This is a genomic window from Streptomyces sp. NBC_01214 (genome assembly GCF_026340975.1).
Taxonomy (GTDB): Bacteria; Actinomycetota; Actinomycetes; order Streptomycetales; family Streptomycetaceae; genus Streptomyces.
This window is the reverse complement of sequence record NZ_JAPEOS010000001.1, coordinates 538,390-562,744: the sequence shown is the minus strand read 5'-3', so window position 1 is coordinate 562,744 and position 24,355 is coordinate 538,390. Positions and strand designations below refer to the sequence as shown.

Genomic DNA, 24,355 nt, shown 5'->3' with positions numbered 1-24,355 from the left:
AACGCAAAGCGCCCCCCACGCACCCGCCAGAGCCCACTTACCCTTGCTGCCTTCCGGCCCTGGGGGAGTTGGGTGAGATAGCGCCACGTGAGGGGCTGGCCCCACCCTAGCGGATGGAGGGCCCCGGAATCGAGCCGGACCCCGACCCGCTCTCCGCCCGACGATCACGTTCGCGAGCACCCCTCAACGTCTTGTATTGTTTGCCGCGGAGGATTCGCCTAGTGGCCTAGGGCGCACGCTTGGAAAGCGTGTTGGGGGCAACCCCTCACGAGTTCGAATCTCGTATCCTCCGCCAGTGCCTCACCGGGCACGATGTCGAAAAGCCCCGCTGCTTGCAGCGGGGCTTTTCGCTTGTCCCGTCTCAGTTTCCGTCTCAGTTGGGGTCAGGAGCCTCCTCGGCGGCGCCCCAGAGCGCGTCACCGATCTGCCTCGCGACGTTCTTCAGCATGGGCCCGGTCACGTGCATGTAGCGGGCGCGCATCCGCGCCGACCCTCCCGGCTCCCAGCCCATGATCGCGTCGACCACCACGTCGGGAACCCCCAGCAGCAAGAGCACCGTCCCGGCGGTGTGGCGTGCATCATGCAGCCGCCCGTCCCGGACGCCGGCATCCCCCAGGAGCTTCTTCCAGTGGTGGTAGTCCGTGTTCGGGATGAGGGGCCCGCCGGTGGGCTGGGCGAAGACGTACCCCTTGTCCTCCCACTCGTCTCCAGCGTGCTTCCGCTCCCGCGCCTGCTCTTCCTGGTGCTTGCGGAGGAGCTTCGTGACCGGCTCCGGCAGACCGATGGTGCGGCGGCCGGCGCGGGACTTAGTGTTCTTGACCTCGCGCCGCGTCTCCTTGCGGGCCGGGCAGTACCCGGGCTTCCGGCCGCAACTCTCCCGGCACCCGTGCTCGTACTTCGGGCGCAGGCGGTTCTTCCGGACGCGGATGTACCCAGCGTCCAGGTACACGTCCTCCCACATGAGGCCCAGGGCCTCCCCCTGGCGCAGCCCGAGGGCCAGGGCGATGACCCACCGGGCGCTGTTCCGGAGCTTCGAGGCCTCCAGGAGGATGCTCTGAATCTCCTCGATCGTGTACGGCTCGATCTCCTCCTCTTCGAGCCGCGGGGCCTTGGCGATCTCGGCGACGTTCTTCGGGGCGTGTCCCCGCCGGACCGCCTCGGTGAGGGCCACCCGAATCGTGCGGTGCACGTGGTGCGCCGTCCCGGCCGCGCTGCCGTTCTTCTGCATGCGGGCGTAGAACTCTTCCAGGTGCTCCGGCTCCAGCCGCTCCAGCTTGTGGGCGCCCAGACCCGGTACGAGGTGGACCCGAACGTCCACCTCGTACCCGTCATAGCTGTTCTCGCTCACGTACTTCTTGGCAATGTTCTCGACCCAGTGCTCCAGCCAGGTCTTGACCGTCCACTGCTGGCCAATCTTCCGTACGGTCCCCGCGTCGCGCTGCTGCTCCAGAGCACGGACGGCCTTCGTGACCGCGGCCTGTGTCTTCCGCTCGACGTGCCGGCGGTCGGGCTTGCCGTCCGGCCGCACGCCGACGGTCACGCGGCCGTGCCACTTGCCGTCCTTCCCCAGGTAGATGGTCGACGCCCCGTTGGGCTGGCGGGTGCGCTTGCTCTTCTCTTCCACGGATTCCTCTCAGGCGGCCGGCGCGGCAGTTCCGCGTGCGGCTCGGAGTCGGGCGACGTACTCGTGTACGGCGGCGACGGGGACCCTGCGCAGGCGACCCACGGGCACAGATTCCAGCTCGCCGGTGCCGATCAGCCGGAAGCAGAACGTTCGGCCGATCCTGAGGCGGCGAGCGGCCTCCTCGACCGTCAGCAGGACGACGGTGGGGTCGATGGCCGGTTCCGACTCGTAGGTGGTCATGCGTCCGGCTCCTTCAGCTCGGTCCGGGGCGCGGAAACCCCGGAAAGTACTGACAGAACTGACAGAACCTCGCCGTGTGGCCCTTGACCTGCTGTTTTGGCCGGTTCGGGCCGCGTGACAAAACCTCAAAAAACTCTGACAGAACCTCGAAAACCTCGGTTCTGTCAGACCGGGCGGCTCGCCCGCGGCGAGGTTTTTTGGGTTCTGTCAGAGTTTCCGGAGGTTTTGTCAGAGCTCCGAAAGTGCTCGTTTGTGCAGGTCACAGGGCTGGTCGGGAGGTTCTGTCAGTTCTGTCAGTGGGTTGGGGGGTTCAGGCGGCGGGGGTGATGCGGGGGTGGGTCTCGTAGCGGGGGGAGGGCGGCCGGCCGCCGCGTGTGGTGCGGGGTGGCGGGGGTTGCTGGCGGACCCAGCCGTGTTCCTCCAGGAGGTCCAGGGCGGGGTCGAGGTCGCTCATGGCGGGGAACTCGCTGCGGGGCATCGCGCGGAAGAGGTCGCGTTTCGTGAAGGTGGCTGTGCGGGTCTCGTTCAGGTGGGTCAGGACCGTGTGGGCGGCCGCCTGGGCGGGGTCGGCCTTCATGGCGTTGAAGACGTCGAGAGCGTGGGCGGTGAAGTAGTCCCCGAGCTCGGTGGCGGCGGCCATGGTGGCGGCGGCGATCGGCCGGGTCCATGCGTCCTCGGGGTGGGCAGCCAGGTGGAGGAGCCCGGCGATGCGGGCGACGGCGCCATCGCGCTTGCTGGCCCAGTTCACGATCGGTGCGAGGCTCCCGTCCTTGCGCAGGCGGGATTCCGTGACGCGCTGGTAGGCAAGGAGGACGGCGTCGGCCTCGGGGGTGAGAGTGAGCTCGGCGGTCTCGGTCCAGGCCGCGAGGGTCAGGGCCAGGCTCCCGAGCTTGCGCGCGTAGGTTTCGGCGGTGTCGGGGCTGAGGAGTTCGGGCGTGAGGTTGCGGTAGCCGACGAGGGATTCGGGCCTGGAGTAGAGGAACCGGGCGAGCAGACCGCGGCCGTCGGCACCCTTGATCTGCCCGATGGAGTCCAGGACATCCGGCTGGATGGCCAGGCCCATGGTGATGGCGGGGTTCTCGATGTACTGGGGATCTCGGGCCTGGCGGTTGACGCGGGCCATGTCGCCGGCATGGCCCTTGAGGAAGATCCCCATGTTCGGGACGCCGGAATAGCGTCCAGCGATGATCTCGAAGATCTCGCCCTCTGGGGACAGGATCGAGATGCGTCCGTCCTGCTGGTCGAGGAGGGTGGTCAGGCTTTCGGCAGTGACGTCGTCCGCGACGAGCTGGGGCTTGGCTGGGACGACGGCCGCCTCGGCAGCCTCGGAAAGGGAGACAGCCTGAGCAGTCAGGTCAGCCAGCTTGTCCGCCTCGGCGTTCGCAGCCAGCTTCTCCGCCCTTTCCGCCGCGGCCTTGGCGATGCGCGCGGAAGCGGCGGCCTCTGTCCGCTGCGGTGCGGTGAGCTCGATAAGGGCCTTCTCAGTGGCGAGGAGTGGCTTGACCATGAGCCCGAAAACCGCGCTCTTGCGGCTGCCGGGCGGCATGGCGACGGCGGTATAGAGGTTGACGGGTTCGCTCCACTGCCCGCGCACGGTCACGGTGAGGCGCCCGCCGGCAGCGGTGCCGATGACGGCGAGAGCGAGGCACCCGGCGAGGTCGACGGGCGTCTGCGTCTCTTCCGCGACTCCGGCTGTCATGGCGGCGAGCCAGTCGGGCAGGGCGTCCACGGGGAAGGTGGGGAGCTGCCCGCGCGGGTTGAGGGGTACGGGCTCGTCCCACCCACCCCCGGTGATGTCCTCCGGGGTCATCTGGTCGAACCCTTCCCACAGCTCAGGGTCGTGCGGACTCATGCGGCTTCCCTTCGCTGATCGAGGAGCGGGCAGACGATGCGGTGCTGTTCGTGGTCGGCGATGAGCGCGAGGGCGCGGGCGCGTCCGGCGGCGAAGATGTCGCGGCCGCAGGAGCACCAGGAGCGGGCGCTTGGGCTGGCGCTGTAGGAGGGCGGGGCGACGATGTGGAGCCAGGCGACGGGCCGGCGTCCGTCGTCGGCGTGGGGGTCAGGGCGAACAGATGAAGGGACGCCTTCGGCGACGACCTTCGGGGCGCCTGCCAGCTGCTGTGTCGGCGGTTGTTTGGCGTCCTCGGCGACGCGTTGGTCGAGAGGGCTCTTAGAGGGAGCAGGGGGCGGGGTGGTCATGCCGCGCGCCGGCCGCTGGTGGGGTTGTTGGCAATCGACCAGTCCAGCCCTCGGGTGATGACGTCGTCGTAGTAGCGCTCCGACTCGGTGGCGTTGCCCGCCGCTGCGCTACTAAGAGCCTGCTCAACCTCCACGCGGGTCAGGTCGCCCGACGCGACGAACCTCCCCAGAGCCCTTGCGGCCCTGAGCAGTGTGTCGTTGCGGGTCCCGTCCCCGGCATGGGCGACGTTGCGCACTTCGCTGTCCAGGGCCGCTTTCGCGTACCGGGACCCTTTCACCGTCAGGGGTGCCGGCACGTCCCTGACCCGTTTAGGCCTGGCTGTGAGCGCGGTGGCGAGCCATTCGGGGAGCGGGGCAGGGCTGGTGCTGTCCAGCACCGTGTAGGCGCCGTCCGGGGTGCTGCTGCCGGGGGCGACGACGTACCCGCCCCAGCCCCGGGTGTCGATGTGCTTGCCGAGGCGTCCGGCGGTGTTGCCGAGCCGGGCCCCTTCGGGCTGGGTGAAGTACAGGTGCTGCCCGCCGCGGGCGGTCCGGACCCGGTAGGTGGTGGGGACGGCCTGTCCGGCGCGCTCGCAGAGCGCCTCAAAGGTGGTTACGCCGTCAGGTGTTCCCTCTTTGTCTGTTGGCTTGAGCATGTCGAGGTCGACGACGAGCAACCCGGACGGGCCGGTCGCGATCCCGATGTTGTACGGAGCGTGGGTCCACGCGGCGATGAGCAGCTCCGGGTCGGTCGTCGCGCGCTGCTCGGGGGTGCGGTGGCCGCTTGCGCAGCGGCCGGTGCCCGGGCAGGACCGTTCACGGTGGCCGGCGGGCCGCTTGTCCTTCGGACGCACGGGGAAGACATGCCAGCCGCGCTCGGCGGCGGCGATGGCGTAGGCAAGCAGATCCAGGCCGGGCAGGTCGAGGGGCGGCAGATCGCCGCGCTCTCGCCCGGCGGGGGCAGGATGCGTCATGCTGGATACCTCCACAGGTCTGTTGATGGGTTGTGGACGAGGGCGGCCCGCTTCATTGGCGTGAGTGGGGGCCGCCCTCGGCGTAGCTAGCGCCCGTGCTGCTGACGGGTGTCGAGGAGCGTGAAGGTGAGCGCGAATTCGGCGATCTGGCCGTAGGTGAACGCGGCGTCGGGGAAGGCGTCGAGGGCGTCGGGCAGGTTGAAGGTGTCGGGGATGTCCGGCGAGTCGATGTCGTTGACGTAGGCCCAGAGCTCGCCCAGACGCTCCAGCTCCTGACGGGCCTGCTCAAAGCGCTGCTGTCCGTCCCACCGGTCCAGTCCCTTGAAGGCCGGCGGGACGGGGAACAGCTCGTCGGGGATGGCGTTACGGCCGTCGGGCTTGCAGCCCAGCTCGACAAGCGGGGGCTGCTGCCCGTCCAGAACTTGGAGGATGGCCCAGGCTGCGCCGTAGGCGTATCCGGCAGCCGCGTCGTCGTAGAGGTCGGCCATTCGCTGCTCGTGCCGGAGGTGGGAATGCCCGATGGCGGACAGGGCCCGGTCGTGGGGGCGGGACGGAATGGTGGAGAGGAGACCGGGGACGGTGATCTCACCGTCGAAGGGCCGGAGCCGGCCGAGGTCGTACTGGGCGGCGGCGGCCTGCGCGGCCCGGTGGGCGATGCGGGCCTCGCGGGCGGCGGCCCCGAGCGCGGACACGCTGTCAGTCAGGGTCTCGAACCACCAGATCGTGGTGCTGGTCATGGGGTTTCTCCTCAGCGGTTGTTGATGGTGCCGGTGGCGCGGCCGAACATCCCGGACGCGTTGATGTGCTGGGTGATGTGCTGGACCGGCGCCGCTCCCCGGCCGCGCGTACCGCGGCCGGTGCGGAGGATCAGGGGGAGGGCGGCGCCGGCGGCGATGAGGGCGACGAGGGCCCAGAGGGCTTCGGCCATGGCGAGGAGTCCGGGGGCGGCGTAGGAGATTCCGATTCCTGCCGCCCCGATGCCTCCCCCGACGGTCGGGGCGAGGAGCGCGGTCGTCTTGGCCCACGCGGGGACCGGCTGTGCGGCCGGCGGTGACACCGCGGGCATGGCCTGGTGCGTGTAGGCGAGGGTGCGGGTGCCGTCGGGGAGGGTGACGTACTGGACGCCGGGCGGTATCTCGGCGGGCAGCATCCGCGGTTCGGGAACGGCCGGCGGGTAGAGGACCGCGTCGCCGTACCGGAGCGGCGCCGGGGTGGTCGGGTGGGCGGGTTCATTGGTCACAGCGGACTCCAGGGACGGCTGACAGGGCCCGAGCCGGGGTGGCTTGGGCTCTGTCTGGGCGGGGTGTCTGGGGTGTCAGGACGGGTGTCTGGTGGGGGTGTCAGACGCGTCAGACACCCGTCTGACACCCCTCGCGCGCACGTATGACCTGTGTTTCGGGCTGTTCACTGTCAGGGGTGTCAGACACCGTCTGACGCGTCAGGCCGCTTGCTGGTACGGGACGATCCGGTAGCGTCCGACCTCGCTGGTCTCGGCGAGACGGCCGGCCATGACGAACTGGGCGACCTGTCCGGAGACCCAGGAACGGCCGCGTCCGTAGCGGTCGCAGTACTCCATGAAGTCCGCAGGGCCCACCACGTCCCGGCCCTCGTCCTCGAACTCGTCGAGGACTTCCTCCATCGCGGCGCGGGCTTCGGCGGTGCTGATCTTCGGACGCGGTTCGTCCGCCGGCGGCCGGGCCGCGAGCTGGACGACCTGCTCGACTTCGGGGAGTTCCTGCTCCGCGTCGATGAACTCCCCCTCCACGTAATCGTCCTCCTCATCGACCCCACTCGCCGGGTCCTGGTCGTAGTCGTCCTTGCCGCGGTAGTAGCTGTCCTGGTCGTCCTCGTCGGGGCCGTAGTGGTTGGGCATGGTGGTCTCCGGCTGGTTGGTGGTGCCGGGTAGGGGGTAGCGGGTGCGGCCGGTGAAGGCCCGGTCGGCGGAGCGGGCGGCCGCGCCGGCGGTGACGGGGTCGATCGCGGCCCGGGTGTCGGCGAAGGTGACGACGACCCAGTTGAGGTAGTCGACGCTGCACAGGTAGTCCCGCATGGGGGTGGCCCACTGGTCGTCGGGGACGCCGTTGGCGACGAGGTAGGAGTAGCCGGGCTTCTTGTCCTTCCACACGTGCGGAGCCGCGCCCGCGTCGAGGACCTCGTCGTCGAGGGCGAACCGGGCGTCCTGCTCGGTGCGGACGCCGTGGCACCAGGAGGAGCCGAGGGAGGCGCGGGTGTCGGTGGAGACCTGATTGCCAGAGGCCCGCTGCATCGACAGGACGAGGGAGACACCGGCGGAGCGGGCTTCTTGGGAGAGGCCGGTGAACACGTCGTCGTCGATCTCACGGATCGTCTTCGCCGCTTCCTCGAACCAGGCCAACAGGTAGGGCATGCCGGGGGAGCCGTCAGCCTGGGTGCCGGCGCATGCGGGGACCCACTGCTTGTATCCGTACTTCGCCAGCCACGCGGTGCGGGCCGGGATGACGGCGGTGAGGGCTTTGATCATGGCTTTGGTGGAGGGCATGTCGAGGGCGGCCCAGTCGATCGCGGGCAGGAGCGGGCCGAGGGTCTGTTCTGCCTTGGAAGGGTCCGAGGCCCAAACGATCACGTCGCGGCGGGTGAGGATCTCCGCGAGGACGGTCAGGCCGCCCTCGGACTTCCCGGAGCCGGTCATGCCCATGAGGAGGAGCATCATGGCGTTGCGGGCCGCGTCCGGGTCCCCGGGGAACCACATGACCGCCGGGGTCCCGTCCTCATAGATCCCGACCACCACGGGGAAGCTGATCGACTCCCCGGGCGCACTGGGACCCGGGCAGGGGACCGTGTTCTTGAGCAGGTCCAGCGGGACCACGGTGAGCATGACCCGCGAGGCCGAGTCTGGGTTCTCCTGGATCCGGATTGCTGTCTTCGGCACGTCGAGGGCTCCGGCGATGCGGGTCAGGTTCTTCGACACGTCGTCCGGGGTGAGTTCGCCGCGGGGGAGCTGGAGGTCGAAGGAGGCCTTGTTCGGGCCGACCTCCGTACGGAGCACCTGGGTCTTGGCCAAGCCGACTTTCTCCAGGAACCCGCCATCCACGCCGGTGGCGGGGCCTTCGACGTTCTTGCGGAGGATCTGGCGGATGTTCCACGACAGGGCGAGCGCGGGGGCGCCGATGAAGTACAGCTCCCCCAGCGGCCCCGCCCCGGGCCCTGCGATCGCCGCTGCGGTGAACCAGGTGGATGCGGCGGCGACGGTGACGGCGGAGTGCAGGCGACGCTGCTGGGTGGTCGACTTGCCCGCCCACCAGGTCAGGCCGGTCAGGGCGACGGAGGCGAGGGTGAGGCCGGCGGTGACGCCGGGTTCGCCGGACCAGAAGTAGTGGGCGGGCAGGGAGGCCAGGCCCGCACCGGCTCCGGCGAGCCACGGTGGCAGGTGGGGCTTTGCGCGGTGGAGCAGGTACTCGCCGATCCCGCCGCCCTCGCCGTGGGCGTCGTACTGCTGCCGGTTCTCTTCGGCCGTGGTGGTACGTGGCATGTTCTGACCTCCCTGCGATCAGGTGTGGGTTAGCCGTTGAAGTCGAAGCGGCGGCCCTGGCGCGGGCGGGCGTGCGGGGCGAGCTGGGGGTCGAACTCCCGCTGGAACGCGGCGTAGGTGGCGGCGAGGTTCTTCGCGGTACCGAGGGCGTCTTCAGCGGCCTTCTTCATCCGCCGCGACACCCTGCGCGCCCGGGCCCGAGAGCCGAAGGGACGACCGTCGGGGTCGGGGATCTCCTTCAAGACGGCGTTGAGTACCTCGGCGGCGTTGGCCAGCTCGAATGACATCTGCAAGAACAGCCCACGGCCGCCCTCGCAGTAGTTGCGGATGTCCACGTTGGAGAAGAACTCCGGGTCACCCAACGGCGAGTGCATCCGCCCACCGGCTCCCTGGCCCCGGCCGCCGCCCTGCTGGAAACCGCCCTGCTGGCCACCGGCACCGGCGTGGCCGCCGCCGTTGTCGTTGATGTGGAAGTGGTACTCCCGCGTGCGGTTCGACGTCCGCGACCGCGACGCACCACCCTGCCCGCCGGGTGCGCCGGCCGGGCCCGGCTGCTGCCACGGACCCTGCTGCGGGCCGCCCTGCTGCCATCCGCCCTGCTGCGGGCCGGGCTGCTGGCCGCCGGGGGTGCCGTTGTTGGGCACCCAGGTGTTGTTGGACATCAGCGGGTCCCCTTCGTGGTGTGGCTGGTGCGCAGTCGGGCGAACAGCCAGGTGATCTGGGCGTGGAGGGTGATCAGCGACCACAGGCCCATCAGCACCGGCGCGGCGGGGCCGAACCAGAGCGCCAAGGAGAACCAGGTCAGCGAAGTCAGGGCGAGGACTGCCAGGGAGGCGCGGCGGGCGCGCTCGGCGGGCGTGCAGGCCGCCGCCGCCCTGTTGGCCTTCCACCCCAGGACCGCCAACGGAACGGCGACGGCCGGGGCCGCGACGAGCGCGGCCCACGGCGTGATCAAGTGAACGACGCCCGTGACAGGCAGCAACAGAATCGCGAGGCCCGTCGGGGCCCAGGTCCGGCGGTGCTTCCACACCCAGCGGCCCGTCGCGGCCGTGACCCGGGCGGTCAGGGTCGGCTCGTCGGAGACCACCACGATGATCTGCGGCCCGTGGCGGTGGCCGCGCTGGCGGGGGATGTGAACGTTGGGCGCGGCGCCCATTGCGGTGTGTGTGCGGGTACGGCGAGACACAGCAGAACTCCTTCAGGCAGCAGAGAGGGTTCGGGCGGCGCGCTGTTCAGGGAAGTCGTGGCAGGCCACGCACATGCCGAGCGAGGCCGGGATCACGTACGGGAGGTGATCGCGGCAGACCGGGCACCGGCGGCGGGCGGCATCCGCCTTGGCCAGGGCCGCCCACCGGTTCGGCGTCATCGGTCGGACCGGCTTCGCGAGGTCGATCCGGTAGAGGTAGGCGATCAGCGGAGCCCGTCGGCGGCGGGGGCGCTCCAGCTGGGCGGCGACGTCCTGGCCGCCGGGGCGGAGTCCGGCGGCGCGGAGCTGCCGGCGGGTGGCCAACCCCTCGGGGGCGAGGCGCCACCGGTAGACGGGCAGGGTGCTCATGCGCCGGCTCCGACAGTAAGTGCGTCGCTGGCTTGGCGGTCGTCGTTGAGGCGTTGGTAGAGCTTGTGGACGTAGGAGGTGGAACGGGTGGAAAGTCGGGCCGCCTCGGGGAGGTTCTTGCCCTGCACCCAGCACGCACGGATCACGTTCGCGGCCTCTTCGGCCGACAACCGTGCGGGCTCCAGCTCCGCCCGAGGGATCCGGGGGGACGTGAGGGGGAAGGCGGGGTGGAACACCTGCTGGTCACCGCAGATGACCAGCGACACCCGGGACCAGGCCCCTGGAACGGGCTCCGTCAGGGCATCCACCGGGGCCGCAGTGGAGCGGGTGGGGACCGGGGTGGTGTCCACCTCGTCCACCACCGTGTCCACCAGGGCTCGCAGTTCGGTGACTTTGGCAAGGATCTGGTGCCGGTAGTGGCTGATTGCCTCGGCGAGGACGATCAGGAGGACCGGGGGAATGGAGTGGAGGACGAGCCCGGCCGGATCCACCTCGCGGGGGATCCCGAAACCGGTTCCGGCGGGCCACAGGGAGGTCCAGCAGTTCATCACCCAGGTGCCGAGCCCGGCGAACCAGCGGAGCACGGACGCCCACCCGGACGGGTAAAGGCCGTACTCGGAGAGGCGGCCGTCGAAGATCAGGACCGTGCCGAGCGCGACCGCGACCATGGGGTCGAGGAGCCAGGCGATCCACGGCGAGACGTGGTGGTCGATGGCGAACATCGTCACGTTCGACGCGGTGAAGACCAGCGCCACCACGGCAACAGCCACCAGGACCCGCGTCAGCTTCGACAGCATCCCCTCAAGCGCGGCGATCTGCTCCAGCGGCAGCCGCGCCATCACCGGCCATCCCCCGAACGGACACGGCGGACATCGAGTGCGGCACCACCCCGCATCGAGGCGGCGGCCTGGTTGGTCAGGTCCCGGCGGACGGCGAGCATCCGCCGACGGGCCCGGCGAATCCGCTGCTCGTCCAGCTCCGACGGCACCCGGTCCAGAACAGCGATCTCTGCGTCGAGGAGGTCGACGCCCGCCAGGATCAGCGGCATCTCCCGCTCGATCGCGTCCAGCTCCGCGTCCGACGGCTCCAAGCCGTCAGACCACGGGGTAACGAGGTTCTGAAGTGCAGCGATGGACTTCACGGGTCTTGCTCCTTCTACAGAGGAACGGGACTCAGCAGCCCTCGGCGCGGGAACGCCGGGGGCTGCACTCATTGGGGCGAAGCAGGAAGCGATCCGGCTCCGTTCACGCAGGTCAGAGCGTGCATAGGCCCCCTCAGCAACTATCGCTTAGGGGGTCTATGCGCTGACCTGATAGCCAAGGTAGGCACCCGCGTCCGTCGCCGTCAAGCCCCCCTCGCGGTATGGTTGCTAGACCCCCTAAGCGCGGAGGTTGTACGTGCACGAAGAGATTGAACGGGTGGCCCAAGTCGAGGTCCCTGTAGAGCGAGCCAAGGCAGCGATCGCGTTGATGGCTGACTACCAGGGCCGAGTCACCGAGCTGTCCCGCATTCGACGCGAGGCGATCGAGGAGGCAGCCGCGGGTGGCATGTCTCAGTCAGAGATCGCGGTCCTGCTCGGCGTCAGTCGAGGTCGGGTAGGCCAGCTGGCCGCCCAGGGGCCGCCTCCGGAGCGCGCCTTCTTCGGTACCGACCTCATGACCATTTCGCTCGGTGGCAAGTACGAAGCCGGCAAGGCGCCGGGAGAAGCGGGAGAGGTCGTCACACGTGAGGACTTCGGGAACTTCGAGCACCTGCGGAAGCTGCTCGGAACGCTGAAGCTGGACGCGCAATACGAGGTGATCCCGCCGACGGGAATCGTGAACCTCAACCGAGACAATCACGTCGTGGTCTGCGGGCCGCGCCTGTCGCCAATCATCGCCCAGGTTCTGGAGGGTGACGACCACCTCCGCTTCCAGAAAGACCGGGCTTGGCACCTGGTAGATCTGAAGACCCAGGATGTTCATCGCTCGCCGATGGATGAGGGCGGCGAGGCGGGAGACGTCGGGTACCTTGCCCGGCTCCCGCGGTTGGATGGCAAGGGAACGTTCATCTACATCGCAGGCATCCACTCCATTGGAGCCAACGGGGTGGTCCACTACCTCGAAAACCACCTGGCGGAGCTATACCGCGATGTCCGCACCCGCCGGTTCTCCACGCTGATTTCGTGCCGCTACGACCCCAAGACGCTTGAGGTCTTGGAGAGCAAGCGCGTCAGCCCGATCTACCGACACGAGGCATGACATGTACGTCAGCGTTGCAACCGAACCTGGGGGATCCGCTCCCAACGAAGACTGGGTAGGCGGCACCTCATCCCTTGCCCTGGTGCTGGATGGCCTCAGCACTGCGGGTCTGGAAACGGGCTGTCGGCACGGCGTGCCCTGGTATGTCGCCCAACTCGGCGCCCATCTCATCGCAGCGCTGGCGACATACGACCGGCCACTCGCAGATGGGCTGGCCGAGGCTCTGGAGAGAGTGGGTCAGCTGCACCCCGAGTGCGACCTCAGGAACCCTGGCACCCCATCCTCGACCGTGGCCATCCTCCGCGAGCGGCCGGGGCACTTCGATCACCTTGTGCTCGCGGACTCGCCCGTGGTCCTGGAGGGCACCGGCGGGATCACGGTCCTCACTGACCTCCGGGTGGATGACGTGTGTCAGGACCTGCGGGCCGAGACGGAGCGGTACCAGACGGGAACTCTGGAGCACCGCGCCAGTGTCGCGCGGCTGGTGGCGGCGCAGCGGGAAATCCGGAACACGGATGAGGGCTATTGGGTGGCTGCGGCCACACCCGATGCAGCAGCCCACGCGCTGACAGGCACGGCCCCGGCCGCCAGCATTCAGTCAGCAGCCGTCATGTCGGATGGCATCTCGCGTCTGGTCACCGAGTACGAGATGGCCACCTGGGACGCAGTGCTAGCCCAGCTGCGGGACCACGGTCCCGCTTCTCTCATCAGAACGGTTCGCGAGGTGGAAGCGACCGACCCCCACGGCCAACGGTGGCCGCGCTACAAGGCGGGAGACGACGCGGCGGTGGCCTACTGCTCGCTGCCCTCGGCTCCTAGCTGATGGCTCGGACGCGCTAAATCTGCGTGCCGCCTTGGTGGACTGACTCTGAGGATTCTGGGCCAGTCGAGGACTCACCGCTCCGGAAGCGCATAGAGATCCTCACGGTGGGGAGAGCAGTTCGAAGGGCGCATACCAGGGAGGGGACATCACGTGTTCGATTGGCAGAAGAAGGCTAGTTCGCTGGCCACGCGCGCCGAGAATCACACTGGAGAAGCACACCTGACGGACGCGGTCGGCGAAGGGTTGGCAGCGGTTGTTTATGCCGCGCTCGGGGCCGCCAAGCAGGGGCCGCGCGTCTGGTTGGAGACACACGCACCGTTCGACTCATTGGTGCCGCACGAGAGCATCCTGAGTGCTCGCGTGCGGAAGGAAGCTCAGGAAGAGTCTCCGGGATTCGTCCTCGAGGTCTTCGTCCCCGGCTTGGCAACGGCTGAACAGTGGCTGACCGTCGCCACCGGCGCCAGTGAGTGGTTTGAGCTGAATGCCGCTGAGCGACTAGTCGAATTGTTGGAGACGGTGGCGCGCACAAAGGGCGAGGAGCTGCCTGCGGTGTGCGTGAGCATCTACGGTGAGGATGCCGACAAAAGGGCACTTTCGTGGGATCGCAGCTACTGATGCCTACCGGCCAAGTGGAGGCCACAGCATCAGAAGGAAGCGCCTCCAACCGTCTCAGTTTCCGTCTCATTCACCCCCGTACGCCGACGTTCACAGGCGTCCACGCTTCGGCCTTCCCTAAGGTTTCGAACACCCGCGAACGCAGGTGAACAACCCCGAATCGGGGCTTTACCTGCGCCAACAGACTTGGAAAGCGTGTTGGGGGCAACCCCTCACGAGTTCGAATCTCGTATCCTCCGCCATCAGACCCCTGATCTGCGACTTCGCGGATCAGGGGTCTTATGTTTGGTGCTGCGACTCTCGATCCGCACGCCGCTAGACAAGACGCTTCGGTGATCAGAACTTGTCTAGCCTCGATCTTTCGTGACGGTCCGTCGGCTTCTTCGGCGGGCCGTTTCGGTTGTTCGGGTCGGTGGCGGGCACGCTGATGGCCCGGCTGTCGCGTCGGGTGGGCGCCGGATTCCACGGCTCCGGTCGGGGTGATGCTGCTCGCAGGGACGGGAACGTGCTGGTCAGTCGGGGTTTGGGAGAGCTTCGAGCCGCGCCAGCGCGTCGGTGATCACGTCGGTCCAGGGCCAGTGGCGTGCGAACCTCAGGTGCCGGCGGCGGGCGGTCGTGACGATCTGGGCGGCGGCGGAGAGAAGGCGGAACCGGAGACGGCGGGGCTCCCACCTGCGGATTTCGCCGGTCAGAGCGAGCATCGGCATCCAGGCCAGCAGGTCCAGGGCGAGCTGGACGATCTCCAGCCAGATCTGGTTCTGTGCGGTGTCGTGCAGGGGCAGGTTGCGCAGGCCGGTGGCCCGCGCGGCCCGAATGCGGTCCTCGGCTCGCGCTCGCTGGCGGTGCCGCAGCTCCAGTGCCGCGATCGGCATGTCGGTGGTGTTGGTGGCGAAGCAGGTCAGCCGCAGTCCGTCAGCGTCGGTGATGCGCAACTGGGCGCCGGGATGGGGCCGTTCCTTGCGGACGATCAGCCGCATTCCCTTCGGCCAGCCCTTGAGGCAGTCGCCGGTGATCTCGGCGACCCAGGCCCCGTCCCGGATCTCGCCGCCGGGCTCGATCGCTGCCGTCCAGGCCGGGGCGGGGACCTTGAGTACGGCCTGGTGGATCTGTTCGGTGAGGGTCATGCCGACCGAGTACGACAGCCACCGTCCGCGCTGGGCGAGCCAGGCGACGAACTCGTGGGTGCCGCCGCCGGAGTCGGTACGGATCAGCGTCCGGCGTCCGCGCCGGTACTTCTTCGGCAGTTGCGCCAAGGCGAGCCCAGCCGTGGTGATGTGGTCGGCGGCGGTGTTACTGCCTGCGTTGCCCGGTCTGAGCAGGCTGGCGACCGGCTCACCGCTCCCGCCGCTTCCGTGATCGACGAAGCCCATCAGGGGGTGGTGTCCGAAGGTCTTCTTCCAGGTCGCGGTGGCGTCCTGCTTCTCGGAGTGGGCCAGCACGAGCACCCCGTCCAGGTCCACGATCACCTGCCCCGCGGCATCCGGCGCCGCAGCGCCGGCCAGCTTCCAGACGCGCTCACGCGCTTCGGCCCGAGCGGCCCTTATAGCGGACAGGGCCTTCGGCCCGGCTGCGGCGAGGGCGTCGACGAGCCGGGAGACCGTCGGGTCGGAGGCCACCGGCCCGAACACGCCGGGCTCGGCCCGCAGCGTCCCGACATCCGCGAGGCAGTCCCCGCCCAGCGCGACCGCGAGGGCCACGTCCAGCAGGATCTTGCCCGGATCGTGCACCGCCCGCGGCCGTCGCCACGGCGCGAGCGCCGCCGATATCGCCTGGTCCAGCCCGGCCTTGCGGACCGTCTCGACCAGCAGCACGGCCCCGGCCTGTGACACCACCCCACGGCCACCGCCCTCGATGCGGACGCGTGGGTAGGACCCGATACGCTTCTTCACCTGGGAAGTGCCTCCGGCGGTGGCAGGAACAAGGACCTCGACAATCCTCATTCTTGCTGGTCAGAGGCACTTCTCGCTTACCTGACCACCCGTCGGACAGCCCGCTTCATGAAAGCGCGAGGCTAGCGGCTGACCAAGGGAGTCAGCAGACCCGTGGCCCAGAAGAAGATGAGCGCGCCGGCACTCGCCGCGAGCAGGAACCCGCTGCGATCACAGCAGCGCGTCTCGGCGCCTGTGAGCACGCAGACGACACAGAGCACGCGCACGCTCTCATCGGCGCCAGTACACGCGCTCAGGAGCGCCGAGGACGTACGCACAGCGCTGATCGCAGAGCTTGAGTTGCACCTGAGCACCACGACGAACAAGAAGGGCCGCCCCTTCCAGCGCCGCACGGTCAACGCCTACAAGTACGCGGCAACCCAGCTCCACCACTGGCTCACCGACTCACCCCAGATCAACGCGGTGGGTGTGGGAGTCACCAGCTTCACCGACGTGGACACCGCCACGCTGAACCGGTACTTCCGCTGGTACTACGAGACCCACGACGTGCCCAAGAGCCAGGACGGCAAGGGCGGGTACACCGGCGGCACGAACACGACCCAGCGCAACCTGCGGGCGATGTTCGCCTACCTCGCCGAGGAGTACGAGCACCCCGACCCGTACGCGGACCCGAAGCTCCAGCGTTACGCGACGCCGCCCATGGGCAAGCCCAAGACCCTGTCCGAGGAGTTCGTGAACGAGACCCTGGCCGTCACCGCCTGGGGCCCGGAGCCACGACGGAAGGAGTTCCACTGCGTGCGTGATCACGCGCTCCTCCGCTGCCTGACCGAGGGCCTTCGGTCGGACGAGCTGCTGAACCTCCGGCTCCAGGACCTCGACCTACGGAGCGGCACCCTCGTGGTCCTGCCGATCAAGATGGACCGCAACAGCCTGGACGGCCGCGTGATCCCGCTCCAGCCGAAGACCGTCCGCGCCCTGACCCGGTACCTGCGGACGCGAGCCCTGCACAAGCGGGCGGCCGATGCCTGGCTCTGGCTCGGGACACGGAACCGCTCGCGCCTGCTGTACGCCGGGCTGCACCGGATGGTGAAGAGGAGGGCCGAGGAAGCAGGCTTCGACCCCTCGGTCGTCTCGCCCCACTCCTTCTGTCACACATGGGCCGACGACCTGAAAGCGCGGGGCGTCAGCGGCGAGCACATCATGGCTGTGCGCGGCTGGAAGTCCCCCGCGATGCTCCGGCGGTACGGCGCAGACATGGCCTCGCAGCGCGCGGTGACAGCCGTCCAGGCCCTGGGCGACCGCTACTGAGCTAAGCCACGTCAGAGGTCGTTAGTACAGACGTCTGGTCGTGGCTGAGCGAGCACACGAACGGTGGGTGTGGAACGGTCCATGTTCCACACCCACCGGGGTCATCGGCCGAGGTACTGGCGGAGGGCCTTGAGCCTGATGTCTCGCTCACCGGGCGTGTCGCCCTGGTGGAACTGGAAGCAGGCCGTGCCCTCGCCGCAGACCGCAGTGGCCTTGAGGCCCTGCGCCCTGGCCTGTCTCCGCACCACCTTGACGAAGACCTCGGGCGAGACGGAGAAGTCGCGGCCTTGCTCGACCCGCCACATCCTGCCGTCGGTCCACTCGCTCCACGGGTAGCTCGATCGAGGCTCTGACACGGCACGTTCTGTCATGGGATCCACTTCACTAGGTGGCCACCCGCGCACTCGGGGCAGGGGACCTTGAACGAGTAGCGGCAGGTCTCGCAGCCGAAGAAGCCCGCGCAGTCTGGGCACCAGACGGCACGCCATCCAGCGCAGTAACCGCAGTAGCTCGTGGGCTGACCCACGGGCACGACCACCACCGGCTTCGCCTGCTTCACCAGCGGGCGTACCTGCCGCTTGGCCTTCATGGCGCCGTCAGTGCCCGACCGGGTGGCGGCGGATGTAGATGTTGCAGTCGGTCACGGTGGTCATGTCGCCCACCGCGTACGCGCGGTCTCGCACGGCCGCCAGCTCCATGCAGCCCGCGCAGTCCTCCACGGGATCAGGGTCGTCGGAGTTGCCCCACGCGCGGAGCGGCAGTTCCTCGGTGAGTGCTTGGTACGTCCTGGGTTCGGTGCTCGACTCGGCCATGCCAGCTCCTCGCGTCGTCTGCGTGGCGACAACGCTAGGAATTGATCATGACCGGGCCCAACCCAGTTCTACGCAGTTGCACGCGAGTTCTCAGCCCAGCGCCGCGAGGGCGTCAGCCACGCACGCACGAGCGTCCGAGCCGTACACGGCCAGGTCTCGAAGATCCCCGAAGGCTCGTACGTACATGCCCACTTCGCCGGGCGCCGTGAGGGTCACCTGAGCGGTCAGAAGTTCCACATGGACCCGCTCGTCGTCGAAGATGTCAAAGGTCTCCAGGGTCCACATGCTGCGCTCTCGGGCCGCGAAGGGGATCACGCCGACCGAGACGGCGGGCAGCGACATGACCGACAGCAGGTGCCCGAGCTGACCGGCCATGCACTCGGCGTCGCCGATCTGGTACCGGAGGACGGACTCCTCAATCAGGAACGTGAAGCGGTGGTCTCCCTCGTACAGGACCCGGGCCCGTGCCGTCCGAGCGGCGACGGCTTCGGGGATGTCCCTGATCGCCTGATGGAACCGGCCGACGACGCCCAGCAGGGCGGTTGCGTATGCCGGCGTCTGGAACAGACCGGGCATCACGTGCGAGGCGTAGCCGCGGTGGAGCTTGGTCTTCTCGTACAGCGGGACGCGGGACTCCTGGAGACGGCGCATCCCAGTGCGCTGGAGCCGCTTCCACTCCAGGTACATGGAGTCAGCAGAGCGGGACGTGGCGATGATGTCCGGGGCCTGGTCGTCAGCACCACACCCAGCGCACCAGTCGCGGATATCCACGTCGGCCGGGGGCGTGATCGCGTTCTCGATCCGCGACACCTTGGACTTGTGCCACCCACAGCGCTCCGCCAGCTCATGCCCTTTCAGCCCAGCGTCTAGACGGACCTCTCGCAGACGTGCCGCGACGGCCTTACGCGCGTTCTCGACGCTGGACGACTGGTAGCTGGGCATGGGCTGGCGGGGCTGACGGCGTCAGACCGTGAACTCCTCGTGGGGTGTGGAACGGTCCCAGACTGACTCGAACGCGTCGGCGCACATCTTGATCACCTGGGGGTCGTCGTTCAGCTCGTGGCTCACGAACGCCCCGTCCCCGGCGAAGTGCCCGAAGCGGATCAGGTGGTCATCGAACAGCCAGAAGTCGGCACCGGGCAGAGCCAGGGTCGCGGCCTCGGGACGGGGGAGCCAGCGGATCAGCTCACCGGCCTCGACGTTCATGAAGGTGCTGGCGTGCTCGTAGCGGATGTACTCGCTGATCGGCACGGAGACGATCCGGGCACGGCGCATGACGACGCCGCGAGCGGTGGCCTGGCGCACCAGGTCGAGCCAGTCACGGCTTCGCTCGGCGGACGCGGGGCTGATCTCTCCCAGCTCCCGCCACTCGGCGAAGTCCTCATCCTCTGCGGCGATGCCGTACCAGTCGCGGAGCTCCAGGTGCACGGCGGAGCGCTGGCACCCGGCGATCAGCTCACTGAACGGCGGCACGACGCTCGGCTTCATCACACGCCTTCCTGATCTGGGCCACCATGCTCGCGGGGACACGGACGACGCCCTCACAGTCGGGGATGCCACCCACCTTGAGGCATTCCGCTTCCGTGGCCTGGTCGGCCTTCACGCCCTGGAAGACGAGATCGGCCGACGTGTCGTCCACCCATACGCTCGGGCAGTTGTCGCCGTTGCTGTTCGGGTCCTTGCCGAAGAAGGTTAGGGCCATGATGCGCTCTCCTGACTAGTCAGTTGCGTCTGGTTGCACGAGCGTCGCCCGCACGTCGAGACATCGTCAAGAGCGCAGCAGATGACGCAACAGCGCTACGCCACACAGCAGTTCACTTCGAGCCAAGTACCTGCTAGTCGGCCATGTTCAACTTCTGCCGGGCGTTCGCGGCCCACTCCCTAATCCCCGTCTTCAACGCCTCTCGTGAGGCTTCGGCCCTGTCCTGGGGCGGCCCGACGTTGTGGTCCGTGTAGATCGCTTCCATCAGATCACGAACGTCCTCTATGGCCCGCCCGGCAAGACGCCGAAGCGCTTCGGCCTGCTCGGCCTCTTCCTCATTGACGGCCAGGTGGAGAGCCGACTCACGGAAGTACAGGTCCGTGAAGCGTTCGATGAGTTGATCCCTGGGCCCCATCAGATCCGGAGTCTCGCCGGGGCTACCGCCGAGCTGTTCAACGGCCACCATGCAGAGTGAAGTCAGATGCAAGATGCCCATATGCACAGCCTGTATCTGCCCCAGGTACGTCGCGTATGCCTCCCGCCGGACCTGCCAGAGCGACTCCTGACGCTGGCCTGATAGCTGCGCTCGCACGCCAGCCAGGGCCGCATCAACCTGCGCTGCTGCCTGCTCTCGGGCTCCTGCGATCTGAGCCGCCGCCGTCTCCTTGGCCCCTGCAATCTGCGCGGCCGCCGTCTTGTGCGCCGCCCACAGGGCCCCGCCAGCAGTTGCCACCACGCCGAAGACGCCGATACCCGCCGCCCATACGGCTGCTACCCCTTGATCCATGCAGCGTGATTATGCCGACGACCAGAGACATGCGGCAGGTAGTTCGAGCACTCGTCTCGCGCTGCGCGCTGACGCTCTCGCTCGTGCATGCCGGTTAGGAGCGCAGAACGACGCCGCTCGGGAGCTGTGAGCGCTCGCGCGTCTCTCTGTTCGTCTGCGCTCACCGATCTCTCCAGACGCGCGCACAGCGTTTCGGCAGGTCAGCGCATGCCGGCGCGACCACCGAGAAGCCCCCGACTCAGTGAGCCGAGGGCGTCTCTGCTGGCAGCCGCTCGCAGGAGCAGGCTGGTGTGGGACGTCAGACGGTGACGCGCTCAACCGTCGTCGCGGGGATGCGGCGCTTGGCACCCTCGACGTCAACGAACTGGAGGAACTTGATGGAGTAGCCGGTGATGGCCTGGGCGGCGAAGGGCTCTTCCACACCCACCACGAAGATGCTCGCGGGCTCGTTCGTGTGGTCGCGCCAGGTGTCGGGGGTCACCTCGACGGCAGCACCGGACAGGGCGGCGACGCAGGGGTCGCACAGCGGGTCAACGTCGATGCTCTCGGGAGCCGTCGTCACGTACGCCTTGCCGCACTTCCCACAGACCTCTTCGCGGGCAACGGCGACGGGAGCGGCGGGGGCAGTCTCAGCGGCCGGAGAGGCGGCTACGCGGGGCTTGTCGGCCTTCGCCTTCGACGCGGTGTCGGCGGGTGCAGCGGCGGCGCGCAGAGCTGCCCGGCACTTCGCACGAGCGGCCTTCGTGGACGGGTGGGGGCACTGAGCGTGTGAGAAGCGGGCGGTCGTCATCGTGGGCTCCTGGGGTTGCTGTCGTGCTGACACGGCAGACGCTCTCGGAGTTCACGGGTCAGTCCGTAGGGGTACAGCGGCTCTCCGTGGCAAAGCGTTATGAAGGCATGGCCTCGGGCTCACGGGCTGCTCGGCTCGGACGCTCCAGGGTCAGGTGCTCGGGGTTCACGCACAGAGGATTCCGGCAGGTCGCGTACACGGGCTGATAGCGCCTCAGAGCCAGTCCCGTGACGTACTCGAATATCCAATGGGTGGCCATGACCGTCTTGGTGGCAGTGAGCCTGAAGACGGGCCGCCCCTCAGTGATCGAACCTCCCCACCACCAACACTCGGCAAGACCCTGCGGGGTGCTGATCTTTGCCATGAAGCGCCCGTGGAGGGTCAGCCGCGCCTTGGACTCATCACCAGAGCGGCAAGCGGTTCGACCCGCCGCAGTTCTCGGATGCTGACAGTCAGCATGGCTCATACGCATGATCGCTACCTTGGAGGGATGGTGGCGGCGAGGCTGGCCAGGGAGATCAGGACGGCACCACTCACGCCGTAGCGCCAGTGCTCCAGGCGGTTCAGCCGCTTCTCCGTTTCGGCCGGCACCTGGGTGATCTTGTCCTCGGCTGCCTGGGCGAGCAGGGCGTCCACCTTGGCTTCGATCCGCGCCATCCGCTCCAGGTGCTCGCGGGATATCTCGCTCATAGATTCGGCTCCTGCCAGGACAGCCAGTTCACCACGGTGTCCGCGTCGTTGGTGCGGTAGATGTAGATGGTCACACCCGTGGTGGAGGAGAAGCGGGTACCGAGTTCACGGATCCTGGTCCACGGCTCTTGCGAGATGGCTGTGAGCATCACGTTCGGTAGGGGTTGGGGCAGTGGGTTGACCTGGCCCATGAGGGACGGCCTCGGGTGGTTGAACAGCACGTCCACGGAGGTCGGCGTGTTCGTCTCGGGGCTCATCACGACGGAGCCCATGAGGATGTTCCCGGCCGATACGGCGCCGGTGACGATCAGGTCGTCAGTGATCACGGTCGTCATGGTCGGCTCCTCTCGTCACGGCATCCCACAAGGCTTCGAACATCGCCACCCGGCGGAGGGCCTTGTCCTCGGTCGGCTTCTTCTGGGCCAGCAACCGCTTGAAGGTGCGGTTCTTCTTCTTGGTCACCGCACCTCCCCGGGCGGGTGTGGGACAGCCAGATAGAGAGAAGCCCTGTCCCACACCCACCAGCCTTGAGTGCCGGCTAGGAAGCCGCGGTGATGTCGGCGATCACGGCAGCCACCTTCGCGGCGGCGGTGTTGTGGTCGCGGACCAGGACCTCCGAGACGTCCGTGATCGCGGCCTTGCCGTTCTTCACCCGGAGGGCGTTGTAGACGTCGATGCCCCGGGACTTGCGGGCCTGGCCCACTAGGAGCCAGCCGACGACGGTCTCAAGCTCGGCAGTGTCGATGGATGCGGTGGCCATGATCGGCCCCTTTCGGTGAGTCCCGCACACGTCGTGTACGGGTCTTTGATGGGTGGTGTGGAACAGGGGTCAGGACTTGGTGCGGATCTCGGCCAGGACGGCGTCCACGAGGCGCTGGAAGCCCTCTTCGGACCGGCGCGGGGCGGCGGTCTGCCGGACCTCTTCGCCCAGGCGCTTCGTGGACTTCGCTTCGGACTCCGCCCGGTTGCTGGCGACCATCTGGTCGTAGGCTCGGCGCTGGTTGTCCTGGTAGTGCTTGTGGTCCAGCTCGGCGGCGAGCTGGCGACGGGCCTTGGCCTCGGCGTAGTGGCTCGTCATGCCCTCGCCCTGGAGCTTCGCGGTGCGCTGGCGGAGGGCGGCCTCGTGCTCCCGCTGGCCCTTGGCGTTGCTCTCGTGGACGTGGCTGTAATCGGTGTCGCCGTGGAGCCTGTCCAGAATCTCGGCGGACCGGCGGTCGCCCTTGGGCTTCGGGGTCTCGAACCGGCTCGGAGCGGTGCCGTCCATCAGACGGTCCCAGAGCCGCTGAGTGGTGCTGTCGGTCATGTCTATGCCTCTTCCTCGGGCTCGGTGGCGACGCGGCGGGTGGTGGCTCCCTGGGCGTGGCGCGCCATGTGCTCCAGGTACAGACGGCGCGCAAACTCGCGCGGCGACGGTTCGGTCTCGGTCGCAGGCTCTTCCGTGGTCATTCCATCTCCTCGAATTCGGGGACGGCGTCGCCGTAGCCCTCGCGAACGTCTTGGGTGTGCTTCGGGAACCGGCGCGGTGAGTTCACCCAGGTCTCAAGGGCTCCGGCGAGCTTGCGCCGTAGCTCGTCGTCCTGGGCCAGGACCTTGATGTGGGCGGCTCTCTCGACTGCACGTCGCTGCCTGGCGGCGGGGCCCTCACGGCGGATGAGGTCGTACAGCTCCGCTTCCCGAGTGGCTTCCCACGGAACGGGCGGCGGAGGAGGATTCCTCCGCTTGAATTCCGCCTCCTTCGCCTGCCGCGCCCACTCGAACCGATGGTTGATCTCCTCGGGCGAAAGCCTGCGGGGCTTGCAGGGCTGGGGCTTTCTCACTGGCTCGCCGGGGAAGTGCCGGCATAGGTCGTACGTCTCGAAGAAGAGGCGCACTCGCTCACCAGGGGGCGACTCCAGAACTCTCGGAATGAACTCCCCAGGCAGCTCGTAACCCGCCGCACGAAGGTCGTCCATCTTCTGGAGGAGACGACCATCACGGATCATCTCCATGAGTTCTTGGTCTACACCCCCAACAGAGGCCCGCTCTCGCTCCGCCTGCTTTCGGACCTGCGGATGGTCGGGGTACTTCTCGCAGAGCACGCCATGGGTGACACACACCTGCACCCCGGACTTGGACTTACCGTCCTGGTTCGCCAGAACCTTAATGGGCATCGTCCGACCCCCATCCACCACGTTCCAGCTCGTGAACCATCTTGCTCGGAGCCTCTATCCCGAGGAGCCGAGACTTCTTCATGGCCGTATCGGATATGACCTTGAGGAGAGCCGCCTTCTCACGGGCCTCCAGGTCGCCACCCTCGATCAGGTCATAAGCCTGGCGGATCACGTCATCCAGCAGTGTCTCCACGTCCGTGCGCATCTGCTGACTGGTGAAGTCTCCCAGATCATTGCGCGCCATGTTCAGGCGGTGGGAAATCTGTGTCCGACTCAAGCCGGTAACTCGCGCTATCTCAGCCAGGCTGTGGCCACGAGCCTTGAGCTTGTGGACTAGCTCGGCCTCGTTCTGGCGCTTGCGCCGACGGTCAACCTCAAGCGAACTCATTTCCCCCCCTTCAAACCATGTGCACGCAGAGCACGTACCGCATTCACGGAGTGCTGAATTCATGGATTCAGAATGCACGCAC

At 68.2% G+C, this 24,355-nt stretch carries 33 protein-coding genes, 1 tRNA gene and 1 other RNA gene; 5 read left to right on the top strand and 30 right to left on the bottom strand.

All coding sequences use genetic code 11. The features are described from left to right. Window position 1 precedes the first annotated feature (1 nt). Window positions 2–100, bottom strand: an RNA gene (gene ffs, locus OG594_RS02820) — signal recognition particle sRNA small type. A 107-nt stretch (window positions 101–207) separates the two neighbouring features. Between ffs and OG594_RS02815 the strand changes: the two genes are divergently transcribed. Then, window positions 208–295, top strand: a tRNA-Ser gene (locus OG594_RS02815). Between the two features lie 78 nt (window positions 296–373). On the opposite strand, the gene OG594_RS02810 is transcribed toward OG594_RS02815, so the two are convergent. From OG594_RS02810 to OG594_RS02750, 13 genes are all read right to left on the bottom strand, one after another. Continuing rightward, entirely contained in the window at window positions 374–1,624 is a 1,251-nt protein-coding gene (locus OG594_RS02810; RefSeq protein WP_266594906.1) for a tyrosine-type recombinase/integrase, read from the bottom strand. 9 nt (window positions 1,625–1,633) lie between these two features. After that, on the bottom strand, window positions 1,634–1,864 hold the full coding sequence (locus tag OG594_RS02805; protein WP_266594905.1) for an excisionase family DNA-binding protein: 231 nt from the start codon (window positions 1,862–1,864) through the stop codon (window positions 1,634–1,636). 310 nt (window positions 1,865–2,174) lie between these two features. Next, the gene (locus tag OG594_RS02800) at window positions 2,175–3,716 is read right to left on the bottom strand and encodes a YfjI family protein (RefSeq protein WP_266594904.1); all 1,542 of its coding nucleotides are present in this window, start codon (window positions 3,714–3,716) and stop codon (window positions 2,175–2,177) included. Continuing rightward, window positions 3,713–4,063 carry a hypothetical protein gene (locus OG594_RS02795; RefSeq protein WP_266594903.1) on the bottom strand — a complete coding sequence of 117 codons (351 nt, stop codon included), beginning with the start codon at window positions 4,061–4,063 and terminating at the stop codon, window positions 3,713–3,715. The genes OG594_RS02800 and OG594_RS02795 overlap by 4 nt, the downstream gene beginning before the upstream one ends. Further along, window positions 4,060–5,016 (bottom strand): bifunctional DNA primase/polymerase, encoded by a 957-nt coding sequence (locus tag OG594_RS02790; protein ID WP_266594902.1) that lies wholly within the window; start codon window positions 5,014–5,016, stop codon window positions 4,060–4,062. The genes OG594_RS02795 and OG594_RS02790 overlap by 4 nt, the downstream gene beginning before the upstream one ends. Window positions 5,017–5,102: 86 nt before the next feature. Next, window positions 5,103–5,753 (bottom strand): hypothetical protein, encoded by a 651-nt coding sequence (locus OG594_RS02785; protein ID WP_266594901.1) that lies wholly within the window; start codon window positions 5,751–5,753, stop codon window positions 5,103–5,105. A gap of 11 nt (window positions 5,754–5,764) precedes the next feature. Next, on the bottom strand, window positions 5,765–6,166 hold the full coding sequence (locus tag OG594_RS02780; protein ID WP_266602544.1) for a hypothetical protein: 402 nt from the start codon (window positions 6,164–6,166) through the stop codon (window positions 5,765–5,767). Window positions 6,167–6,454: 288 nt separating this feature from the next. After that, a complete protein-coding gene (traB, locus tag OG594_RS02775; protein ID WP_266594900.1) occupies window positions 6,455–8,524 on the bottom strand; it encodes a plasmid transfer protein TraB in 2,070 nt (689 codons plus the stop codon). Window positions 8,525–8,553: 29 nt separating this feature from the next. Next, a complete protein-coding gene (gene traA, locus OG594_RS02770) occupies window positions 8,554–9,186 on the bottom strand; it encodes a plasmid transfer protein TraA (protein WP_266594899.1) in 633 nt (210 codons plus the stop codon). Further along, a complete protein-coding gene (locus OG594_RS02765; RefSeq protein WP_266594898.1) occupies window positions 9,186–9,710 on the bottom strand; it encodes a hypothetical protein in 525 nt (174 codons plus the stop codon). The genes traA and OG594_RS02765 overlap by 1 nt, the downstream gene beginning before the upstream one ends. A 12-nt stretch (window positions 9,711–9,722) precedes the next feature. Next, a complete protein-coding gene (locus OG594_RS02760) occupies window positions 9,723–10,079 on the bottom strand; it encodes an RRQRL motif-containing zinc-binding protein (RefSeq protein ID WP_266594897.1) in 357 nt (118 codons plus the stop codon). Next, a complete protein-coding gene (locus OG594_RS02755; protein WP_266594896.1) occupies window positions 10,076–10,918 on the bottom strand; it encodes a hypothetical protein in 843 nt (280 codons plus the stop codon). Before OG594_RS02755 ends, OG594_RS02760 begins: the two co-directional genes overlap by 4 nt. Beyond that, window positions 10,918–11,220: a DUF6284 family protein gene (locus OG594_RS02750; RefSeq protein ID WP_266594895.1), complete on the bottom strand. Its 303-nt coding sequence runs from the start codon at window positions 11,218–11,220 to the stop codon at window positions 10,918–10,920. Before OG594_RS02750 ends, OG594_RS02755 begins: the two co-directional genes overlap by 1 nt. Before the next feature lie 256 nt (window positions 11,221–11,476). On the opposite strand from OG594_RS02750, the gene OG594_RS02745 reads away from it, so the two are divergent. The 3 genes from OG594_RS02745 to OG594_RS02735 all read left to right on the top strand — a co-directional run bounded on the left by OG594_RS02745 (window position 11,477) and on the right by OG594_RS02735 (window position 13,757). Further along, entirely contained in the window at window positions 11,477–12,319 is an 843-nt protein-coding gene (locus tag OG594_RS02745) for a sigma factor-like helix-turn-helix DNA-binding protein (RefSeq protein ID WP_266594894.1), read from the top strand. Window position 12,320: 1 nt separating this feature from the next. Then, window positions 12,321–13,142 carry a protein phosphatase 2C domain-containing protein gene (locus OG594_RS02740; RefSeq protein ID WP_266594893.1) on the top strand — a complete coding sequence of 274 codons (822 nt, stop codon included), beginning with the start codon at window positions 12,321–12,323 and terminating at the stop codon, window positions 13,140–13,142. A gap of 150 nt (window positions 13,143–13,292) precedes the next feature. After that, the gene (locus OG594_RS02735) at window positions 13,293–13,757 is read left to right on the top strand and encodes a hypothetical protein (protein ID WP_266594892.1); all 465 of its coding nucleotides are present in this window, start codon (window positions 13,293–13,295) and stop codon (window positions 13,755–13,757) included. Window positions 13,758–14,269: 512 nt separating this feature from the next. Here OG594_RS02735 and OG594_RS02730 read toward each other — a convergent pair. Further along, on the bottom strand, window positions 14,270–15,646 hold the full coding sequence (locus OG594_RS02730; RefSeq protein ID WP_266594891.1) for an IS1380 family transposase: 1,377 nt from the start codon (window positions 15,644–15,646) through the stop codon (window positions 14,270–14,272). A gap of 153 nt (window positions 15,647–15,799) precedes the next feature. Here OG594_RS02730 and OG594_RS02725 point away from each other — a divergent pair, with 153 nt between their 5' ends. Continuing rightward, complete coding sequence (locus OG594_RS02725; protein WP_266594890.1) at window positions 15,800–16,954, top strand: site-specific integrase; 1,155 nt, start codon at window positions 15,800–15,802, stop codon at window positions 16,952–16,954. 101 nt (window positions 16,955–17,055) lie between these two features. On the opposite strand, the gene OG594_RS02720 is transcribed toward OG594_RS02725, so the two are convergent. The 15 genes from OG594_RS02720 to OG594_RS02650 all read right to left on the bottom strand — a co-directional run bounded on the left by OG594_RS02720 (window position 17,056) and on the right by OG594_RS02650 (window position 24,273). After that, entirely contained in the window at window positions 17,056–17,310 is a 255-nt protein-coding gene (locus tag OG594_RS02720) for a hypothetical protein (RefSeq protein WP_266594889.1), read from the bottom strand. A gap of 240 nt (window positions 17,311–17,550) precedes the next feature. Further along, entirely contained in the window at window positions 17,551–17,766 is a 216-nt protein-coding gene (locus OG594_RS02715; protein WP_266594888.1) for a hypothetical protein, read from the bottom strand. 90 nt (window positions 17,767–17,856) lie between these two features. After that, window positions 17,857–18,708, bottom strand: coding sequence for a helix-turn-helix transcriptional regulator (locus OG594_RS02710; protein WP_266594887.1), 852 nt, complete (start codon window positions 18,706–18,708; stop codon window positions 17,857–17,859). A 21-nt stretch (window positions 18,709–18,729) separates the two neighbouring features. Further along, complete coding sequence (locus tag OG594_RS02705) at window positions 18,730–19,254, bottom strand: DUF6879 family protein (RefSeq protein WP_266594886.1); 525 nt, start codon at window positions 19,252–19,254, stop codon at window positions 18,730–18,732. Continuing rightward, window positions 19,223–19,468, bottom strand: a complete 246-nt coding sequence (locus OG594_RS02700; RefSeq protein WP_266594885.1) for a hypothetical protein — start codon at window positions 19,466–19,468, stop codon at window positions 19,223–19,225. The genes OG594_RS02705 and OG594_RS02700 overlap by 32 nt, the downstream gene beginning before the upstream one ends. Window positions 19,469–19,601: 133 nt before the next feature. Then, window positions 19,602–20,255 carry a hypothetical protein gene (locus tag OG594_RS02695; RefSeq protein WP_266594884.1) on the bottom strand — a complete coding sequence of 218 codons (654 nt, stop codon included), beginning with the start codon at window positions 20,253–20,255 and terminating at the stop codon, window positions 19,602–19,604. Between the two features lie 298 nt (window positions 20,256–20,553). Continuing rightward, window positions 20,554–21,045, bottom strand: a complete 492-nt coding sequence (locus OG594_RS02690; protein WP_266594883.1) for a hypothetical protein — start codon at window positions 21,043–21,045, stop codon at window positions 20,554–20,556. Window positions 21,046–21,522: 477 nt separating this feature from the next. Then, the gene (locus tag OG594_RS02685) at window positions 21,523–21,735 is read right to left on the bottom strand and encodes a hypothetical protein (protein ID WP_266594882.1); all 213 of its coding nucleotides are present in this window, start codon (window positions 21,733–21,735) and stop codon (window positions 21,523–21,525) included. Next, window positions 21,732–22,070 carry a hypothetical protein gene (locus tag OG594_RS02680; protein WP_266594881.1) on the bottom strand — a complete coding sequence of 113 codons (339 nt, stop codon included), beginning with the start codon at window positions 22,068–22,070 and terminating at the stop codon, window positions 21,732–21,734. The genes OG594_RS02685 and OG594_RS02680 overlap by 4 nt, the downstream gene beginning before the upstream one ends. Beyond that, the gene (locus tag OG594_RS02675; RefSeq protein WP_266594880.1) at window positions 22,051–22,197 is read right to left on the bottom strand and encodes a hypothetical protein; all 147 of its coding nucleotides are present in this window, start codon (window positions 22,195–22,197) and stop codon (window positions 22,051–22,053) included. Before OG594_RS02675 ends, OG594_RS02680 begins: the two co-directional genes overlap by 20 nt. A 76-nt stretch (window positions 22,198–22,273) precedes the next feature. Then, the gene (locus OG594_RS02670) at window positions 22,274–22,495 is read right to left on the bottom strand and encodes a hypothetical protein (protein ID WP_266594879.1); all 222 of its coding nucleotides are present in this window, start codon (window positions 22,493–22,495) and stop codon (window positions 22,274–22,276) included. 69 nt (window positions 22,496–22,564) lie between these two features. Next, a complete protein-coding gene (locus OG594_RS02665; protein WP_266594878.1) occupies window positions 22,565–23,038 on the bottom strand; it encodes a hypothetical protein in 474 nt (157 codons plus the stop codon). Window positions 23,039–23,040: 2 nt separating this feature from the next. Further along, entirely contained in the window at window positions 23,041–23,181 is a 141-nt protein-coding gene (locus OG594_RS02660; protein ID WP_266594877.1) for a hypothetical protein, read from the bottom strand. Next, complete coding sequence (locus OG594_RS02655; protein ID WP_266594876.1) at window positions 23,178–23,885, bottom strand: hypothetical protein; 708 nt, start codon at window positions 23,883–23,885, stop codon at window positions 23,178–23,180. The genes OG594_RS02660 and OG594_RS02655 overlap by 4 nt, the downstream gene beginning before the upstream one ends. Further along, window positions 23,875–24,273 (bottom strand): hypothetical protein, encoded by a 399-nt coding sequence (locus OG594_RS02650; RefSeq protein ID WP_266594875.1) that lies wholly within the window; start codon window positions 24,271–24,273, stop codon window positions 23,875–23,877. The genes OG594_RS02655 and OG594_RS02650 overlap by 11 nt, the downstream gene beginning before the upstream one ends. Window positions 24,274–24,355 lie beyond the last annotated feature (82 nt).

What these genes read in the sequence shown, in the direction of transcription:
- OG594_RS02805 (WP_266594905.1), bottom strand. Translation starts at nt 1,864, where the DNA reads ATGACCACCTACGAGTCGGAACCGGCCATCGACCCCACCGTCGTCCTG.
- OG594_RS02800 (WP_266594904.1), bottom strand. Translation starts at nt 3,716, where the DNA reads ATGAGTCCGCACGACCCTGAGCTGTGGGAAGGGTTCGACCAGATGACC.
- OG594_RS02795 (WP_266594903.1), bottom strand. Translation starts at nt 4,063, where the DNA reads ATGACCACCCCGCCCCCTGCTCCCTCTAAGAGCCCTCTCGACCAACGC.
- OG594_RS02790 (WP_266594902.1), bottom strand. Translation starts at nt 5,016, where the DNA reads ATGACGCATCCTGCCCCCGCCGGGCGAGAGCGCGGCGATCTGCCGCCC.
- OG594_RS02785 (WP_266594901.1), bottom strand. Translation starts at nt 5,753, where the DNA reads ATGACCAGCACCACGATCTGGTGGTTCGAGACCCTGACTGACAGCGTG.
- OG594_RS02780 (WP_266602544.1), bottom strand. Translation starts at nt 6,166, where the DNA reads ATGCTGCCCGCCGAGATACCGCCCGGCGTCCAGTACGTCACCCTCCCC.
- traB (WP_266594900.1), bottom strand. Translation starts at nt 8,524, where the DNA reads ATGCCACGTACCACCACGGCCGAAGAGAACCGGCAGCAGTACGACGCC.
- traA (WP_266594899.1), bottom strand. Translation starts at nt 9,186, where the DNA reads ATGTCCAACAACACCTGGGTGCCCAACAACGGCACCCCCGGCGGCCAG.
- OG594_RS02760 (WP_266594897.1), bottom strand. Translation starts at nt 10,079, where the DNA reads ATGAGCACCCTGCCCGTCTACCGGTGGCGCCTCGCCCCCGAGGGGTTG.
- OG594_RS02755 (WP_266594896.1), bottom strand. Translation starts at nt 10,918, where the DNA reads ATGGCGCGGCTGCCGCTGGAGCAGATCGCCGCGCTTGAGGGGATGCTG.
- OG594_RS02740 (WP_266594893.1), top strand. Translation starts at nt 12,321, where the DNA reads ATGTACGTCAGCGTTGCAACCGAACCTGGGGGATCCGCTCCCAACGAA.
- OG594_RS02715 (WP_266594888.1), bottom strand. Translation starts at nt 17,766, where the DNA reads ATGGCCGAGTCGAGCACCGAACCCAGGACGTACCAAGCACTCACCGAG.
- OG594_RS02710 (WP_266594887.1), bottom strand. Translation starts at nt 18,708, where the DNA reads ATGCCCAGCTACCAGTCGTCCAGCGTCGAGAACGCGCGTAAGGCCGTC.
- OG594_RS02705 (WP_266594886.1), bottom strand. Translation starts at nt 19,254, where the DNA reads ATGAAGCCGAGCGTCGTGCCGCCGTTCAGTGAGCTGATCGCCGGGTGC.
- OG594_RS02700 (WP_266594885.1), bottom strand. Translation starts at nt 19,468, where the DNA reads ATGGCCCTAACCTTCTTCGGCAAGGACCCGAACAGCAACGGCGACAAC.
- OG594_RS02695 (WP_266594884.1), bottom strand. Translation starts at nt 20,255, where the DNA reads ATGGATCAAGGGGTAGCAGCCGTATGGGCGGCGGGTATCGGCGTCTTC.
- OG594_RS02690 (WP_266594883.1), bottom strand. Translation starts at nt 21,045, where the DNA reads ATGACGACCGCCCGCTTCTCACACGCTCAGTGCCCCCACCCGTCCACG.
- OG594_RS02685 (WP_266594882.1), bottom strand. Translation starts at nt 21,735, where the DNA reads ATGAGCGAGATATCCCGCGAGCACCTGGAGCGGATGGCGCGGATCGAA.
- OG594_RS02680 (WP_266594881.1), bottom strand. Translation starts at nt 22,070, where the DNA reads ATGACGACCGTGATCACTGACGACCTGATCGTCACCGGCGCCGTATCG.
- OG594_RS02670 (WP_266594879.1), bottom strand. Translation starts at nt 22,495, where the DNA reads ATGGCCACCGCATCCATCGACACTGCCGAGCTTGAGACCGTCGTCGGC.
- OG594_RS02665 (WP_266594878.1), bottom strand. Translation starts at nt 23,038, where the DNA reads ATGACCGACAGCACCACTCAGCGGCTCTGGGACCGTCTGATGGACGGC.
- OG594_RS02660 (WP_266594877.1), bottom strand. Translation starts at nt 23,181, where the DNA reads ATGACCACGGAAGAGCCTGCGACCGAGACCGAACCGTCGCCGCGCGAG.
- OG594_RS02655 (WP_266594876.1), bottom strand. Translation starts at nt 23,885, where the DNA reads ATGCCCATTAAGGTTCTGGCGAACCAGGACGGTAAGTCCAAGTCCGGG.
- OG594_RS02650 (WP_266594875.1), bottom strand. Translation starts at nt 24,273, where the DNA reads ATGAGTTCGCTTGAGGTTGACCGTCGGCGCAAGCGCCAGAACGAGGCC.